Raw genomic sequence first — 17051 nt, forward strand, 5'->3', positions numbered from 1 at the left:
GTGGCAGGATCAAAGACGTACCTCACACATGCGCTCGAATGAGGAGGCCGAGATGGCCGGCAAGCCGCCCCAGGGGGATCCGGTTCAGGACGCGCCGCAGGTCGCCGCGCCGAAGCATGCGGCGGCCGGTCTGCCCGCCATCGGCCATTCCCTGCGCGTCGCCCAGCAGCAGATGGGAGTGCGGCGTACGGCGCTGACGCTGCTGCGGGTCAATCAGAAGGAGGGCTTCGACTGCCCGGGCTGCGCCTGGCCGGAGCCGGAGCACCGGCACAAGGCGGAGTTCTGTGAGAACGGCGCGAAGGCGGTCGCCGAGGAGGCGACGCTGCGCCGGGTCACGCCGGACTTCTTCGCCGCGCACACGGTGGCGGACCTCGCCACCCGCAGCGGCTACTGGCTGGGGCAGCAGGGCCGTCTCACGCACCCCATGTATCTGGCGGAGGGCGCCGAGCACTACGCGCCGGTGTCCTGGGAGCGGGCCTTCGACATCATCGCGGAGGAGCTCACCGCCCTCGGCTCCCCGGACGAGGCCCTCTTCTACACCTCGGGCCGCACCAGCAACGAAGCGGCGTTCCTGTATCAGCTGTTCGCCCGCGAGTACGGCACGAACAATCTGCCGGACTGCTCCAACATGTGCCACGAGTCGTCGGGGTCCGCGCTCAGCGAGACGATCGGCATCGGCAAGGGCAGCGTCCTCCTGGAGGACCTCTACAAGGCGGACCTGATCATCGTCGCCGGGCAGAACCCGGGCACGAACCATCCGCGCATGCTCTCGGCCCTGGAGAAGGCGAAGGCGAACGGCGCGCGGATCATCACGGTGAACCCGCTCCCTGAAGCGGGCATGGAGCGCTTCAAGAACCCGCAGACCCCCCAGGGCATGCTCAAGGGCGCCGCCCTGACCGATCTGTTCCTGCAGATCCGCATCGGCGGCGACCAGGCCCTCTTCCGCCTCCTGAACAAGCTGATCCTGGAGACGGAGGGCGCGGTCGACGAGGCCTTCGTCAGCGAACACACCCACGGCTACGAGGAGTTCGCACAATCGGCCCGCGCCGCCGACTGGGACGAGACGCTCACCGCGACGGGCCTCACGCGCGCGCAGATCGACGAAACGCTGCGCATGGTCCTCGCCTCGAAGCGCACCATCGTGTGCTGGGCGATGGGTCTCACCCAGCACAAGCACTCCGTGCCGACCATCCGTGAGGTCGTCAACTTCCTTCTGCTGCGCGGCAACATCGGCCGCCCGGGCGCGGGCGTGTGCCCGGTGCGCGGCCACTCGAACGTGCAGGGCGACCGCACGATGGGCATCTTCGAGCGCCCCGCGCCGGCCTTCCTGGACGCCCTGGAGAGGGAGTTCGGCTTCGCGCCACCGCGCGAGCACGGCTACGACGTCGTACGCGCCATCCGCGCGATGCGCGACGACAAGGCGAAGGTGTTCTTCGCGATGGGCGGCAACTTCGTGTCGGCCTCCCCCGACACCGAGGTCACCGAAGCGGCGATGCGCCGTGCCCGGCTCACGGTGCACGTCTCCACGAAGCTCAACCGCTCCCACGCCGTCACGGGCGCGCGTGCCCTGATCCTGCCGACCCTCGGCCGCACCGAGCGTGATCTCCAGGGCAGCGGCGAGCAGGTCGTCACCGTCGAGGACTCCATGGGCATGGTGCACGCCTCACGGGGCCGCCTCGAGCCCGCAAGCGAACACCTGCTGTCCGAGACGGCCATCGTGTGCCGCCTCGCGCGCCGCGTCCTCGGCGACGAATCCCGCACGCCCTGGGAGGAGTTCGAGAAGGACTATGCGACGGTCCGCGACCGCATCGCGCGCGTGGTCCCCGGTTTCGAGGACTTCAACGCGCGCGTGGCCGAGCCGGGAGGCTTCGCCCTGCCGCACGCCCCGCGCGACGAGCGCCGCTTCCCCACCGCGACCGGCAAGGCCAACTTCACGGCCGCGCCCGTCGAGTACCCGAAGCTCCCCGAGGGCCGTCTTCTGTTGCAGACGCTGCGCTCGCACGACCAGTACAACACCACGATCTACGGCCTGGACGACCGCTACCGCGGCATCAAGAACGGCCGCCGGGTCGTGCTGGTGAACCCCGAGGACGCCCATGAGCTGGGCCTGGCCGACGGCTCGTACACCGATCTCGTCAGCGAGTGGCAGGACGGTGTGGAGCGGCGTGCCCCGGGCTTCCGGGTCGTGCACTATCCGACGGCCCGGGGCTGCGCGGCGGCGTACTACCCGGAGACCAACGTCCTGGTCCCCCTGGACGCCACCGCGGACACCAGCAACACCCCCGCCAGCAAGTCCGTCGTGGTCCGTCTGGAACAATCGGCAGCCAACTGAGCGTTCGCTTAGCGAGCGAGCCGACAGACTGCCGAAAGACGTAAGGAGCCTGGACCCCATGGGCGAGTACCAGCACGCGAACTTCCCGCAAGAGGTCATCGACGAGTACTCGGCCCTGGGTGTCGACCTCGTCGCCATGTTCTCCGCCGGGCACCTGGGCACGCGCATGGGCGTCGAGATCATCGAGGCCTCCGCGGACCGCGTCGTGGGCACCATGCCGGTCGAGGGCAACACCCAGCCGTACGGGCTCCTGCACGGCGGCGCCTCCGCTGTGCTCGCCGAGACGCTGGGCTCGGTCGGCGCGATGCTGCACGCCGGCAGCTCCAAGATCGCCCTCGGTATCGACCTCAACTGCACCCACCACCGGGGAGCCAGCTCCGGCCTCGTCACCGGTGTCGCGACCCCCCTGCACCGCGGCCGGTCCACGGCTTCGTACGAGATAGCGATCAGCGACGAGGCGGGCAAGCGCGTATGCACCGCGCGGCTCACCTGCCTGCTGCGCGATGTGACGGCGAGCGACGAGGAACGCGTACGCGCCGCGGACTGACCCCCGCCCCTTCGGAACCGGGTCTGCCGGACCCCAATCGCCCTGGCGGGTACCGGCGTTGTCCACAGCACCGCGGCTGTCCACAGCGCCGTTGCTCCCCGCCACCCGGCGGCTTAGCGTCAAGGCATGAAATCGGGAGGAGCCCCCTGGCCGGGGGCCGCGCTCGGATTCGGGCTCGGGCTTGCGGTGTTGACCGGCGGCCTGATCACCGGGTGCGGACAGGACGGCTCGAAGGACGGTGCGGGTCCGCGGGATGCCGCGCGGACCGGCGCCAACTCGCCGTCGCCGTCGGCCACTCCTCCCGAGGACCTGTGCACGCGGATCGTCACGTACTGGTCGCGGGAGGTCTTGAACGAGGACACGTACGGGGACTACCAATCGATGGGCCTGTCCGGCAGGCAGTACGAGATCCTGAGAAAGGTCGTAGACGCCGCCCGGGCCGAGAAGAAGAGCAAGGGCGCACCGGCCGCCGAGCGGCTGATCGACCGCGAAACGCGCGCGGGCTGCGAGGACCTGTACCGCGACGGCACCCCGAGCGGGGGGCCGTGGCAATGAGCGGCGTCGGCCCCGTCGAGCCGGGCGAAGGCACGCGGGCGTGGGACATCCCGGACCCGGACACCCCGCCCTCACCCCCGCCGGAACCACCGCGTGGACGCCTCGCACAGACGTATACGCTGCACCGCCGCGTCGTCCTGCCGATCGCGGCAGCCGTCGCACTCCTCGCGGGCGGCGGTTACCTCTACGCCACCCGGCCCGAAGAAGCCCCGCCGGAGCCGCCGCCGTACCCCTCACAGGTGGTCGGCATGACCTACCTCGGGCGGGAGCCCCCACCCGACAACGCTCCTGCCAGAAGCTTCAGCATGGGCGTGCGGCTGACCGTTCAATCCGGCCCGCAAGTCACCGTGTTGGGGATAACGCAGCCCTATGCCGGTCTCTCGCTGGCCTCGGTTCCGCGCCTCCCCTTCCGGACAAGGACGAGCTTTCCCCACAAGATCAACATCACCATGCAGGTAACGGAATGCGCACAAGTGCCGACGAACGCCGGACTGCCTTTCCTCGACGTAACTATGCGTAATACGCGCGCAATACAAGTGCACAGTTTCATCCTTGGTGAACACTATGCACAGGACCTCTCGGAAGCTGTTCAAGCCATCTGCGGCACCAACTCCGCGACATCACCAAAACCGTAGAACACTCCTGACCACACCCGCCGAGGCCTGCACGTTCTCACTATGCGGACCGGGCGAATCGGCCGTAATTCCACTCTTCCGCCCACTGAGTACCGCTCTGCATTACCTCGTGTCATAACAAGAGCGTCACAGCATTGGCCAGACCCTCCTACACGTTCCCTACACACGCTTAGAGTCACGCCCAGTCACCGCGCCATCGGGATCCGAATCACCTTCGGACCAGCGCTCGACTCGGCCACTTCTACGGGGAAGGGCCGCGCATGGGAAAGGACTGATCGTGCGCCAACGTTCGCTCATCGCCATCACCGCCGCGCTGGCGGCGGGAGCACTCACACTCACCGCCTGCGGCTCGCGCGACGAGAACGGCGGCTCGGACTCCGGCGGCGGTGGCACCACCGTGGTCATCGGTGTCGACGCCCCACTGACCGGCGACCTGTCCGCATTGGGCCTCGGCATCAAGAACTCCGCCGACCTCGCCACCAAGCAGGCAAACAAGGAGAAGGTCGTCGACGGCGTCACCTTCAAGATCGAATCCCTCGACGACCAGGCGCAGCCCTCCTCGGGACAGCAGAACGCCACCAAGCTGGTCGCCGACAAGGACGTCCTCGGCGCCATCGGCCCCCTGAACTCCTCCGTCGCCGAATCCATGCAGAAGGTCTTCGACGACGCCAAGCTCGTCCAGGTCTCCCCCGCCAACACCGGACCCACCCTGACCCAGGGCCCCGACTGGCAGACCGGCAAGAAGGTCCGCCCGTACAAGTCGTACTTCCGCACCTCCACCACGGACGCCGTCCAGGGCCCGTACGCCGCGCAGTACGTCTTCAACGAAGCCAAGAAGAAGAACGTCTTCGTCATCGACGACAAGAAGACCTACGGCGCCGGACTGGCCGGCACCTTCACCGACGAGTTCAAGAAGCTCGGCGGCAAGATAGCCGGCACCGAGCACATCGACCCCGAGACCAAGGACTTCTCCGCGGTCGCCACCAAGGTCAAGAACTCCGGTGCGGACGTCGTCTACTACGGCGGCGAGTACCCGCAGGCCGGCCCCCTGAGCAAGCAGATCAAGGCCGCAGGCGCCAAGATCCCGCTCGTCGGCGGCGACGGCATCTACAGCGCCGAGTTCATCAAGCTGGCCGGCGCCAGCAGCACCGGCGACCTCGCCACCTCCGTCGGCGCACCCGTCGAAGAACTCCCCTCCGCCAAGGAGTTCGTCGCCAACTACAAGGCCGCCGGATACAAGGAGGCCTACGAGGCATACGGCGGCTACTCCTACGACGCGACCTGGGCGGTCATCCAAGCCGTGAAGAAGGTCGTCGAGGACAACAACGGCGAACTCCCCGACGACGCCCGCGCAAAGGTCACGGAGGCCATGCAGAACGTCTCCTTCGACGGTGTGACCGGCAAGGTCTCCTTCGACGAATTCGGTGACGCCACCAACAAGCAGCTCACCGTCTACTCGGTCGAGGGCGCCGACTGGAGCCCGGTGAAGTCCGGCACGTACGAGGGCTGATCCACACCCGCACCACAGAACGAGCCGCGCGGGGCGCTGCACCACTGGCGCCCCGCGCGGACTCGCATCCGGTCACATTCCTCGACAAATCCGAAGTCTCGGAGGACATGCGGTGAACGAACTGCCGCAGCAGCTGGTCAACGGCCTGCTACTGGGATCCATGTACGGGCTGGTTGCCATCGGCTACACGATGGTCTACGGCATCGTCCAGCTCATCAACTTCGCCCACGGCGAGATCTTCATGATCGGAGGGTTCGGCGCCCTCACGGTCTACCTGTACGTCCTGCCCGACGGCACCACCATGTGGATCGCACTGCCACTCATGCTCCTCGGAGCCGTCATCGCCGCGATCATCGTCGCCGTGGGAGCAGAACGGTTCGCATACCGCCCCCTGCGAGGCGCACCACGCCTCGCCCCCCTCATCACCGCCATCGGCCTCTCCCTCGCCCTCCAGCAGGCCGTATGGGCCTGGTACCCCGGCGCCAAGGAATCCATCAACTTCCCCGAGATCGCCGGCGGCCCCTTCGAAATCGGCAGCGTCACCATCCAGACCGGCGACATCTTCCTGCTCATCGTCGCCCCCATCAGCATGGGGATCCTCGCCTACTTCGTCATGAAGACCCGCACCGGACGCGGCATGCAAGCCACCGCCCAGGACCCCGACACCGCCAAACTCATGGGCATCAACACCGACCGCATCATCGTGGTCGCGTTCGCCCTCGGCGCCGTGTTCGCCGCCGTCGGAGCCGTCGCCTACGGCCTCAAGTACGGCCAGGTCCAGTTCCGTATGGGCTTCATCCTCGGCCTCAAGGCCTTCACCGCCGCCGTCCTCGGCGGCATCGGCAACATCTACGGAGCCATGATCGGCGGCCTCGTCCTCGGCATCGCCGAAACCATGGCCACCGCCTACATCGCCGACGTCCCCGGCATGTCGCAGCTCGGCGGCCAGTCCTGGGCCAACGTCTGGGCCTTCGTACTTCTCATCCTCGTCCTCCTCTTCAGGCCACAAGGCCTGATGGGTGAGCGCGTGGCGGACAGGGCGTGACACCGATGACCACACAGACCACTGCCCCCCAGACGCCGAGCACCCCGGCCAAGGGCAAGCCCAGCGGCCTCATCGGCATGCCCGAAAACGTGGGCCGCGCCCTCGCCACCGGCGGCGGCATCCTCACCGTCTTGTCAACCTTCCTCGCCTGGACCTGGACCGACGCCTTCCCAGGCGACCTGACCGTCTACGGCTACCCCGGCGGCCTCCAGGTCCTCGTCCTCATAGCCGGCGCCCTCACCGCACTCTTCGGCCTCGCCTCCTACGGAGTGAAGGGCCTGCGCTGGCTCACCCCCGGCTCGGCCGACAGCGCCATCAAGCTGGCCGCACTCGCCGCCTTCGCGACCGCCTGGTTCACGATCATCGCGATCAGCGTCAACCTCGGCGGCCTCGCCAACCTCGAACCCGGCGGCTGGGTCGTCGCCATCGTCACCCTCGCGGCCCTCCTCGGCGCCCTCTCCCTCCCCTTCGAACGGCCCGAAACCGAACCGGCCGACCCCGATGACACCGGCTGGGAGCAGTTCCGCCACAACAGCCGCAACAAGCTGACAGTCTTCAAAGCGGCCTTCGCCTCCAGCGGCGTAACCCCAGCCCGCACACTGCCCGCGTACGCCGAAATCCTCATCATCGTCGCGGCACTCGCCGTCGGCCTGACCGTCTTCACCTACGGCATCGGCACCGAATACGACGAACTCTTCGTCGGCTTCATGATCACCGTCGGCTTCGGCTTCGCCGCCGCCACCAAGGCAGGACTGGTCGCCAGGGTCTCCGCGATCACCGCCAAACACCGCAACGTCACCATGATCGGCGCCTTCGCCGCCGCCGCGGCCTTCCCGTTCACCCAGTCCGACGACCAGTACGCGACCATCGGCGTCTACATCCTGATCTTCGCGACCGTCGCCCTCGGCCTGAACATCGTCGTCGGCATGGCAGGGCTCCTCGACCTCGGATACGTCGCCTTCCTCGGCGTCGGCGCCTACACCGGCGCCATGGTCTCCGGCTCCCCCTCCTCACCCTTCGACATCCACCTGCCGTTCTGGGCCTCCGCCCTCCTCGGCGCCGCCGTCGCCATGATCTTCGGCGTCCTCATCGGCGCCCCCACCCTGCGACTGCGCGGCGACTACCTCGCCATCGTCACCCTCGGCTTCGGTGAGATCTTCCGCATCGCCGTCCTCAACGCCGACGGCACCTCGGGCCCCGACATCACCAACGGCTCCAACGGCATCTCATCGATCCCGAACCTCAACATCTTCGGCTTCGACTTCGGCCAGGAACACACCATCGCCGGATTCACCATCGCCCGCTTCGCCAACTACTTCCTGCTGATGCTCCTCATCACCCTCATCGTCGTCATCGTCTTCCGACGCAGCGGCGACTCCCGCATCGGCCGCGCCTGGATCGCCATCCGCGAAGACGAAACCGCCGCCCTCGCCATGGGCATCAACGGATTCCGCGTCAAACTCATCGCCTTCGCCCTCGGCGCCGCACTCGCCGGCCTCGCCGGCACCGTCCAGGCCCACGTCACCTACACCGTGACACCCGAGCAATACCAATTCGCCCACGTCGTACCACCCAACTCGGCATTCCTCCTCGCCGCAGTCGTCCTCGGCGGCATGGGCACCATCAGCGGACCCCTCGTCGGCGCCGCACTCCTCTACCTCATCCCCGCCAAGCTCCAATTCCTCGGCGACTACCAACTCTTCGCCTTCGGCCTCGCGCTCGTCCTGCTCATGCGCTTCCGCCCGGAAGGCCTCATCCCGAACCGGCGCCGCCAGCTCGAATTCCACGAAGAAACGGAAGCGCCCACAGTCCTCAGCAAGGCAGGGGCCTGACCACCATGACAACCGACACCACCCCCAAGGACACCGCACCGGCCGCACCCACGCCCGGTCAGACCGTCCTCGACGCACGCGGCGTCACCATGCGCTTCGGCGGCCTCACCGCCGTACGCAACGTCGACCTCACCGTCAACAGCGGCGAAATCGTCGGCCTCATCGGCCCCAACGGCGCCGGCAAAACCACCTTCTTCAACTGCCTCACCGGCCTCTACATCCCCACCGAGGGAGAGGTCCGCTACAAAGGCAAAGTCCTGCCGGCGAAATCCTTCAAGGTCACCGCCGCCGGAATCGCCCGCACATTCCAGAACATCCGACTCTTCGCCAACATGACAGTTCTGGAAAACGTACTCGTCGGCCGCCACACCCGTACGAAGGAAGGGCTCTGGTCCGCGCTGCTCCGCGGCCCCGGCTTCCACAAAGCCGAAGCCACCTCCCGCGACCGGGCCATGGAACTGCTCAAGTTCATCGGCCTGGAAAAGAAGGCGGAGCACCTCGCCCGCAACCTCCCGTACGGCGAACAGCGCAAGCTCGAGATCGCGCGGGCGCTCGCCAGTGAGCCGGGCCTGCTCCTGCTGGACGAGCCCACCGCCGGCATGAACCCGCAGGAAACCCGCGCCACCGAAGAACTCGTCTTCGCCATCCGGGACATGGGCATCGCCGTACTCGTCATCGAGCACGACATGCGCTTCATCTTCAACCTCTGCGACCGCGTCGCAGTCCTCGTACAGGGCGAAAAACTCGTCGAAGGCAGCAGCGAAGTCGTCCAAGGCGACGAACGCGTCATCGCCGCCTACCTCGGAGAACCCTTCGAAGACGCCCCCGGCGCCAAAGAAGTAGCGGAAGTCGAAGCCGCCGAGGCCAACGCCGCCACCCAGACGGACGCCGCGCCCCGCAAGGAGAACGACCGATGACCGCCCTCCTCGAAGTCGACGAACTCCGAGTCGCCTACGGCAAAATCGAAGCCGTCAAAGGCATCTCCTTCAAAGTCGAAGCCGGCGAAGTCGTCACCCTCATCGGCACCAACGGAGCCGGCAAGACCACGACACTGCGCACCCTGTCGGGCCTGCTGAAGCCACTGAGCGGCCAGATCAAATTCGGCGGCAAATCGCTGAAGAAGACCCCGGCCCACCAGATCGTCTCGCTGGGACTCGCCCACTCCCCCGAGGGGCGACACATCTTCCCCCGCATGACCATCGAGGACAACCTGCGACTCGGCGCCTTCCTCCGCGACGACAAGGCCGGCATCGAAAAGGACATCCAGCGCGCCTACGACCTCTTCCCCATCCTCGGAGAACGCCGTAAGCAAGCCGCCGGAACCCTCTCCGGCGGCGAACAGCAAATGCTCGCCATGGGCCGCGCCCTCATGTCACAGCCCAAACTCCTCATGCTCGACGAACCCTCCATGGGCCTCTCGCCGATCATGATGCAGAAGATCATGGCCACCATCGCCGAACTCAAATCCCAGGGCACGACCATCCTCCTGGTCGAACAGAACGCCCAGGCGGCACTCTCACTGGCCGACCACGGGCACGTCATGGAAGTCGGCAACATCGTCCTCTCCGGCACCGGACAGGACCTCCTGCACGACGAATCCGTACGCAAGGCGTACCTGGGCGAGGACTGAGCTCCTCGCCTCATACGACGAGGCCCGCACCCCTTGGAAAAGGGGCGCGGGCCTCGTCGTATGTACGCGCGTGCAGGAACCGACCTCAGCCCTTCGCGGCCTTCTTCTCCTCCGCGTCCTGAATAACCGCCTCCGCCACCTGCTGCATCGACATCCGACGATCCATCGACGTCTTCTGAATCCACCGGAACGCGGCGGGCTCCGAAAGCCCGTACTCCGTCTGCAGAACCGACTTCGCACGGTCGACGAGCTTGCGCGTCTCAAGACGCTGCGTCAGATCGACGATCTCCTTCTCCAACTGCTTCAACTCCGTGAAGCGGGAGACAGCCATCTCGATCGCCGGGACGACATCGCTCTTACTGAACGGCTTCACGAGGTATGCCATCGCGCCGGCATCACGGGCCCGCTCGACGAGATCACGCTGCGAGAACGCCGTCAGCATGAGGACCGGAGCAATGGACTCCTCGGCGATCTTCTCGGCCGCGGAGATTCCGTCGAGCTTCGGCATCTTCACATCGAGGATCACCAGGTCCGGACGGTGCTCCCGAGCCAGCTCCACGGCCTCCTCGCCATCGCCGGCCTCACCAACGACGGAGTAGCCCTCTTCTTCGAGCATCTCCTTGAGGTCGAGACGGATCAACGCCTCATCCTCAGCAATGACGACACGGGTCGTCAGCGGAGGCACGTGCGACTTGTCGTCGTCGGGCGCGTCTACGGGCTGGGGCGACTCGGGGGCGGTCACGGGGGCTCCTCGTTCCAGGGCAGGCACGTACTGCTCCCAAGAGCGTACCTAGCAGCGAGGCTGTGCGGTGACCCGGTACACTTCCGTGAGTGCCTAGCCGGGTTGGCGGAACAGGCTTACGCGGATGTCTCAAACACATCTGTCCGAGAGGACATACGGGTTCGAATCCCGTACCCGGCACTCTTGACCGAGAAGCGGAGGCTCACGTTCTCGTGAACCTCCGCTTTTTGCTGCGTAACGTCACGCCCAGTAGCGCAGAGTACTCGCATGTACGACATGGGTACGCGCATGCGAGCGCTCGCGCTAATCGCGCAAGGGCGGAGTCTGAACGCCGTAAGCAAGGAAACGGGGATCTCCCGAGCCGCGATCCGTTCCTGGCAAATACGCATCGAGCCGCTTCCGCGGATGCAGACGCAGATCACGCCGTGTGCTCGCTGCCAGCTCGTTCCGGCGTTGCCGTCAGATGTGGCAGCGTACTCCTACCTTCTGGGCCTGTACCTGGGCGACGGGTGCATCAGCCCCCATCCGTCGCGCGGGCACTACCTCAGGATCGCGTGCGCGGACGCGTGGCCAGGCCTGATAGACGACTGCGAGGCAGCGCTTCGCTCCGTTAACCCGAGCCATTGCGCGTACCGCGTACAGGCCAAGGGCTACGTTTCCGTCGTGGCCTACAGCCACCACTGGCCGTGTCTCTTCCCCCAGCACGGCCCCGGCAAGAAGCACGAGCGCACCATCGCCCTCGAGCCCTGGCAGCAGGACATAGTCGACGCCTACCCGTGGGAGTTCATCCGTGGCCTGATCCACTCCGACGGGTGCCGCATCACCAACTGGACGACCCGACTCGTGGCCGGTGAGCGCAAACGCTATGAGTACCCGCGCTACTCCTTCGCCAACAAGTCGGATGACATCCGGAAACTCTTCAGCGACACCCTCGACAAGGTGGGCGTCGAGTGGACCACTCTCGCTCGCGGCAGCGACCCGTTCAACATCTCCATCGCCCGCAAAGCCTCCGTAGCCCTGATGGACACCCACGTAGGCCCCAAGCATTAACCGGATCCGCCTACTTGGGCGCGTCGTCCTCGCCGATGTGATGTACCCGGACCAGGTTCGTCGAGCCCGAGACCCCGGGCGGCGAGCCGGCGGTGATCACCACGATGTCGCCCTTCTGGCAGCGGCCGATCTTCAGGAGCTGTTCGTCGACCTGGTCGACCATGGCGTCGGTGGAGTTGACGTGGGGGCCGAGGAAGGTTTCTACGCCCCAGGTGAGGTTGAGTTGGGAGCGGGTGGCCGGGTCCGGGGTGAAGGCCAGGAGGGGGATAGGCGACCTGTAGCGGGAGAGGCGGCGGACTGTGTCGCCGGATTGTGTGAAGGCCACCAGGAACTTCGCGCCCAGGAAGTCGCCCATTTCTGCTGCCGCGCGGGCTACGGCGCCGCCCTGGGTGCGGGGCTTGTTGCGTTCGGTCAGGGGTGGCAGGCCCTTTGCGAGGATGTCTTCCTCTGCTGCTTCCACGATGCGGGACATCGTGCTGACTGTCTCGATGGGGTACTTGCCGACGCTTGTCTCGCCCGAGAGCATCACCGCGTCCGTGCCGTCGATGACGGCGTTGGCGACATCGCTCGCCTCTGCCCTCGTCGGGCGGGAGTTGTCGATCATCGAGTCGAGCATCTGGGTGGCGACGATGACCGGCTTGGCGTTCCGCTTGGCGAGTTTGATGGCGCGCTTCTGGACGATCGGGACCTGTTCCAGGGGCATCTCCACACCGAGGTCGCCGCGCGCGACCATGATGCCGTCGAATGCCGCCACGATGTTCTCGATGTTGTCCACCGCCTGCGGCTTTTCCACCTTGGCGATGACGGGGAGGCGACGTCCCTCCTCGTCCATGATTCGGTGGACGTCCTCGATGTCGCGTCCGCTGCGGACGAAGGAGAGGGCGATGACGTCGAAGCCGGTGCGCAGGGCCCAGCGGAGGTCGGCTTCGTCCTTGTCGGAGAGGGCGGGGACGGAGACGGCGACGCCGGGGAGGTTCAGGCCCTTGTGGTCGGAGACCATGCCGCCTTCGATGACGGTGGTGTGAACGCGGGGGCCGTCGACGGCGGTGACTTCGAGGCAGACTTTGCCGTCGTCGACGAGGATGCGTTCGCCGGTGGTGACGTCGGCTGCGAGTCCGTCGTAGGTGGTGCCGCAGGTCTGGCGGTCGCCTTGGACGTCGTCTTCGACGGTGATGGTGAAGGTGTCTCCGCGTTCAAGGAGTACGGGGCCTTCGCTGAATCGGCCGAGTCGGATCTTCGGGCCTTGAAGGTCAGCGAGGATTCCGACGCTGCGGCCGCTTTCGTCGGAGGCCTTTCGTACGTGCTGGTAGCGCTCCTCGTGGTCGGCGTAGGTGCCGTGGCTGAGGTTGAAGCGGGCTACGTCCATTCCGGCTTCGACCAGTGCTTTGATCTGGTCGTACGAGTCGGTGGCGGGGCCCAGAGTGCAGACGATCTTTGCTCGGCGCATGGTTCGAGCCTAGGGCTTACCGGCGGGTAGGGAATTGGTCGTGCATGACTACTCAACGACCTTTGCGTGAAGGACTATTGACAAGTGTTGAATTGTGCGCCGGGGTGCTCCGATGAGCATTTAAGGCGGTGATTACAGCTCCGGGGGCGCCATCGTAAAGCGGGCATTTACGTGGGCGTAGACGTGCTGGCGTTGGGGTTCGAGGTCGAGGGGTGCGGCGGTGGAGTCTTCGGCGGCTGCGGCGTAACCGGCGCTGCGCATGCGGCCCTGCGGGGCTGCCATTGCGTAGCGTCCGCTGTCTTCCGCGCCGATGTCGGCGAGTTCGACCAGCGCCGCGAGTGTCGTACCGAGTGCTTCGGCGTATTCGCGGGCGCGTTGGACGGCTTCGCGTACTGCTTGCTGGCGGGCTTGGCGGTGGGCGGGTGAGGTGGGGCGCAGCGCCCAGAAGGGGCCGTCGACGCGGGTGAGGTCCAGGTCTGCCAACCGTGTCGTGAGTTCGCCGAGTGCGGTGAAGTCGGTGAGTTCGGCGGTGGTGTGGACGCGGCCGTGGTAGGCGCGGATGCGTTCGCCGCGGCCGTGTTTGGTGAGTTCGGGGCTGATGGAGAAGGCGCCGGTTTCCAGGTGTTCGACGGCCTGACCGTATGTCTTGATCAGGTCGAGGGCGGTGGCGTTGCGGCGGGTGAGGTCGTCGAGGGCGGAGCGGCGGTCGGTGCCGCGGGCCAGGACGGTGATGCCGATGCGGGCGATTTCGGGGTCGACTTCGAGGTGGGCTTCGCCTCGGACGGCGATGCGGGGTGCCTCCGGTGTGCCGTAGGGGGGTGCGGTTCGGGGTTCCTCTGCGGCTGGGGTCATACGTCCCACTCTGTCATCGGTGGCCCGGTTCTGGGACTGGCCGGTCATCAGATCGAAACCTGATGGGTCTGTTGCTGCTGGTCATGACCGGGTCAGAATCTACGCGCGTTGTTGACCATGCGTACAGGTGGCCAGTTCCCCCGAGGAGTTACGAGACATGCCGTTGAACCGCCGGAAGTTCCTGAAGAAGTCCGCCGTGACCGGGGCGGGGGTGGCGCTCACCGGTGCGGTCGCGGCTCCGGCGGCACGGGCTGCGGAGGCTGGGGCGACGAAGAAGGGCGGGAAGCCGGTGAAGCGGTATGCGTTGACGGTCATGGGCACGACGGACCTGCACGGCCATGTTTTCAACTGGGATTACTTCAAGGACGCGGAGTACACCGACTCGGCGGGCAACGCGCAGGGTCTGGCCCGTATTTCGACCCTGGTGAACCAGGTCCGTGCGGAGAGGGGCCGCCGCAACACCCTGCTTCTGGACGCGGGCGACACGATCCAGGGCACTCCGCTGACGTACTACTACGCGAAGGTCGATCCGATCACGGCCGAGGGCGGGCCCGTGCATCCGATGGCGCAGGCGATGAACGCGATCGGATATGACGCGGTGGCGCTCGGCAATCATGAGTTCAATTACGGCATCGAGACGCTGCGGAAATTCGAGGAGCAGTGCGACTTTCCGCTGCTGGGTGCGAATGCGCTGGATGCGAAGACTCTGCGGCCGGCTTTCCCGCCGTACTTCTTCAAGACGTTCCGTGTGCGGGGTCTGCCGCCGGTGAAGGTGGCGGTGCTGGGGCTGACGAATCCGGGGATCGCGATCTGGGACAAGGCGTATGTACAGGGGAAGTTGACGTTCCCGGGTCTTGAGGAGCAGGCGGCGAAGTGGGTGCCGAAGCTGCGGTCGATGGGTGCCGATGTGGTGGTCGTTTCGGCGCACAGTGGGTCGTCGGGGACGTCTTCGTACGGTGATCAGTTGCCGTATGTCGAGAACTCGGCGGCGTTGGTGGCGCAGCAGGTGCCCGGTATCGACGCGATTCTCGTGGGGCACGCGCATGTGGAGATTCCCGAGCTGAAGGTCACCAACGAGAAGACCGGGAAAACCGTGGTGCTGTCGGAGCCGTTGGCGTATGCGGAGCGGTTGTCTCTCTTCGATGTCGAGCTGGTCTTCAAGCGGGGGCGATGGGTGGTCGAGTCCGTGGCTGCCTCGGTGCTGAACTCGAATTCGGTCGCCGATGATCCGGAGATCACGAGGCTGTTGAAGGACGACCATGACGTCGTGGTGGCGTATGTGAATCAGGTGGTCGGGACGGCGACTCAGACGCTGACGACGGTTGAGGCCCGTTACCAGGACGCGCCGATCATCGACTTGATCACGAAGGTCCAGGAGGACGTGCTCAAGGCGGCGCTGGCGGGCACGGAGTACGCCTCGCTGCCGGTGATCGCGCAGGCGTCGCCCTTCTCCCGTACGTCGGCGATCCCGTCCGGCGATGTGACCATCCGGGACCTGTCGAGTCTGTATGTGTACGACAACACGTTGGTCGCGAAGGTGATGACCGGTGCGCAGGTGCGGGCGTATCTGGAGTATTCGGCGGAGTATTTCGTGCAGACGGCGGCGGGCGCACCCGTCGATGTGGAGAAGCTGACCAACGCGGGTGGTCGGCCGGACTACAACTACGACTACGTATCAGGGCTGACCTACGAGATCGATATCGCGCAGGTGGCCGGTTCGCGGATCAAGAACCTCTCCTACGAGGGTGCGGCAGTGGATGACGCGCAGGAATTCGTGTTCGCGGTGAACAACTACCGGGCCAACGGCGGTGGCGCGTTCCCGCATGTGGCAGCGGCTACGGAAGTGTGGTCCGAGTCGACGGAGATCCGTACGCGGATCGCGGAGTGGGTGACTCAGAAGGGCACGCTGGACCCGAAGGAGTTCGCTTCGGTGGGCTGGAGGCTGACGCGGGACGGTGCCCCCGTTTTCCCGTAAATCCGCCTTCAATCCCCTGACCAAGCCTCTCTTCAAGCCTGTCTGCGAGCCTCTCTTCAAGCCTGTCTGCGAGGCCGAAGGTGGTGAAAGCAGTGCGTCGCGGCAATGGATAAGGGTCTTTGTCGGTGAGGGAGTTGAGGATGGTGGCGCTGCGCCAGGCGGCGAGGCCGAGGTCGGGGGTGCCGACGCCGTGGGTGTGGAGTTCGGCGTTCTGGACGTAGAGGGAGCCGGTGACGGCGGGGTCGAGGCTGAGGCGGTACTGGTCGTCGATGTGGGGGCGGCCGGCGCTGTCGCGGCTCACGTAGGGGGCGAGGCCGGTGAGGAGTGGGTCGAGGGGGCGTTCGCGGTAGCCGGTGGCGAGGACGACGGCGTCGGTGGTGAGGCGGGTGCGGGTGCCCTGCTGGACGTGTTCGAGGTGGAGCTCGATGGTCGTCCTGGCGATGCGGCCTGCGGTGCGGACGTGGACGCCGGGGGTGAGGACGGTGTCGGGCCAGCCGCCGTGGAGGGTGCGCTGGTAGAGCTCGTCGTGGATGGCGGCGATGGTGTCTGCGTCGATGCCTTTGTGGAGCTGCCACTGGGCGGGGACGAGGCGGTCGCGTACGGGCTCGGGCAGGGCGTGGAAGTAGCGCGTGTAGTCGGGGGTGAAGTGTTCGAGGCCGAGTTTCGAGTACTCCATGGGGGCGAACGCTTCGGTCCGGGCGAGCCAGTGGATCTTTTCGCGGCCTGGGGGGCGGTGGCGGAGGAGGTCGAGGTAGATCTCGGCGCCGGACTGTCCTGAGCCGATGACGGTGATGTGGCCGGCGGTGAGGAGCCGTTCGCGGTGTTCGAGGTAGTCGGCGGCATGGATGACGGGGACGCCGGGGGCTTCGACGAGGGGGCGGAGCGGTTCGGGGATGTGG

14 protein-coding genes, 1 tRNA gene and 1 pseudogene are annotated in these 17051 nt (G+C 66.5%); 12 read left to right on the forward strand and 4 right to left on the reverse strand.

Features of this window, described 5'->3' with window-relative positions:
* The first annotated feature begins 52 nt into the window (after nt 1–52).
* The 9 genes from G6048_RS27270 to G6048_RS27310 all read left to right on the forward strand — a co-directional run bounded on the left by G6048_RS27270 (nt 53) and on the right by G6048_RS27310 (nt 10086).
* Nucleotides 53–2332 carry an FdhF/YdeP family oxidoreductase gene (locus G6048_RS27270; protein ID WP_165342247.1) on the forward strand — a complete coding sequence of 760 codons (2280 nt, stop codon included), beginning with the start codon at nt 53–55 and terminating at the stop codon, nt 2330–2332.
* Nucleotides 2333–2390: 58 nt separating this feature from the next.
* On the forward strand, nt 2391–2879 hold the full coding sequence (locus G6048_RS27275; RefSeq protein ID WP_165342234.1) for a hotdog fold thioesterase: 489 nt from the start codon (nt 2391–2393) through the stop codon (nt 2877–2879).
* 126 nt (nt 2880–3005) lie between these two features.
* Nucleotides 3006–3434 (forward strand): hypothetical protein, encoded by a 429-nt coding sequence (locus G6048_RS27280; protein WP_165342235.1) that lies wholly within the window; start codon nt 3006–3008, stop codon nt 3432–3434.
* The gene (locus tag G6048_RS27285) at nt 3431–4069 is read left to right on the forward strand and encodes a Tat pathway signal sequence domain protein (protein WP_165342236.1); all 639 of its coding nucleotides are present in this window, start codon (nt 3431–3433) and stop codon (nt 4067–4069) included. Before G6048_RS27280 ends, G6048_RS27285 begins: the two co-directional genes overlap by 4 nt.
* 277 nt (nt 4070–4346) lie before the next feature.
* Nucleotides 4347–5579 (forward strand): branched-chain amino acid ABC transporter substrate-binding protein, encoded by a 1233-nt coding sequence (locus tag G6048_RS27290; protein WP_165342237.1) that lies wholly within the window; start codon nt 4347–4349, stop codon nt 5577–5579.
* A 112-nt stretch (nt 5580–5691) separates the two neighbouring features.
* On the forward strand, nt 5692–6624 hold the full coding sequence (locus G6048_RS27295; RefSeq protein WP_165342238.1) for a branched-chain amino acid ABC transporter permease: 933 nt from the start codon (nt 5692–5694) through the stop codon (nt 6622–6624).
* Nucleotides 6625–6629: 5 nt separating this feature from the next.
* Nucleotides 6630–8456, forward strand: coding sequence for a branched-chain amino acid ABC transporter permease (locus tag G6048_RS27300; protein ID WP_165342239.1), 1827 nt, complete (start codon nt 6630–6632; stop codon nt 8454–8456).
* Nucleotides 8457–8461: 5 nt separating this feature from the next.
* Nucleotides 8462–9373, forward strand: a complete 912-nt coding sequence (locus tag G6048_RS27305) for an ABC transporter ATP-binding protein (protein ID WP_165342240.1) — start codon at nt 8462–8464, stop codon at nt 9371–9373.
* Nucleotides 9370–10086 (forward strand): ABC transporter ATP-binding protein, encoded by a 717-nt coding sequence (locus G6048_RS27310; RefSeq protein ID WP_165342241.1) that lies wholly within the window; start codon nt 9370–9372, stop codon nt 10084–10086. Before G6048_RS27305 ends, G6048_RS27310 begins: the two co-directional genes overlap by 4 nt.
* An 85-nt stretch (nt 10087–10171) precedes the next feature.
* On the opposite strand, the gene G6048_RS27315 is transcribed toward G6048_RS27310, so the two are convergent.
* Complete coding sequence (locus tag G6048_RS27315) at nt 10172–10828, reverse strand: ANTAR domain-containing response regulator (protein WP_165342242.1); 657 nt, start codon at nt 10826–10828, stop codon at nt 10172–10174.
* A 96-nt stretch (nt 10829–10924) separates the two neighbouring features.
* Here G6048_RS27315 and G6048_RS27320 point away from each other — a divergent pair.
* Nucleotides 10925–11008 (forward strand) — tRNA-Leu (locus tag G6048_RS27320).
* 87 nt (nt 11009–11095) lie between these two features.
* Complete coding sequence (locus G6048_RS27325; protein WP_165342243.1) at nt 11096–11878, forward strand: helix-turn-helix domain-containing protein; 783 nt, start codon at nt 11096–11098, stop codon at nt 11876–11878.
* A gap of 10 nt (nt 11879–11888) precedes the next feature.
* On the opposite strand, the gene pyk is transcribed toward G6048_RS27325, so the two are convergent.
* Nucleotides 11889–13325, reverse strand: a complete 1437-nt coding sequence (gene pyk, locus G6048_RS27330) for a pyruvate kinase (RefSeq protein ID WP_165342244.1) — start codon at nt 13323–13325, stop codon at nt 11889–11891.
* Between the two features lie 132 nt (nt 13326–13457).
* Complete coding sequence (locus tag G6048_RS27335; RefSeq protein WP_165342245.1) at nt 13458–14177, reverse strand: SIMPL domain-containing protein; 720 nt, start codon at nt 14175–14177, stop codon at nt 13458–13460.
* 157 nt (nt 14178–14334) lie between these two features.
* Between G6048_RS27335 and G6048_RS27340 the strand changes: the two genes are divergently transcribed.
* Entirely contained in the window at nt 14335–16152 is a 1818-nt protein-coding gene (locus tag G6048_RS27340) for a bifunctional metallophosphatase/5'-nucleotidase (protein ID WP_165342246.1), read from the forward strand.
* A gap of 61 nt (nt 16153–16213) precedes the next feature.
* Here G6048_RS27340 and G6048_RS27345 read toward each other — a convergent pair.
* A pseudogene (locus G6048_RS27345) lies at nt 16214–17051 on the reverse strand (SidA/IucD/PvdA family monooxygenase); the annotation flags it as partial.

The sequence above is a fragment of the Streptomyces ureilyticus genome (genome assembly GCF_011045025.1).
In the GTDB taxonomy this organism is placed as follows: domain Bacteria; phylum Actinomycetota; class Actinomycetes; order Streptomycetales; family Streptomycetaceae; genus Streptomyces; species Streptomyces ureilyticus.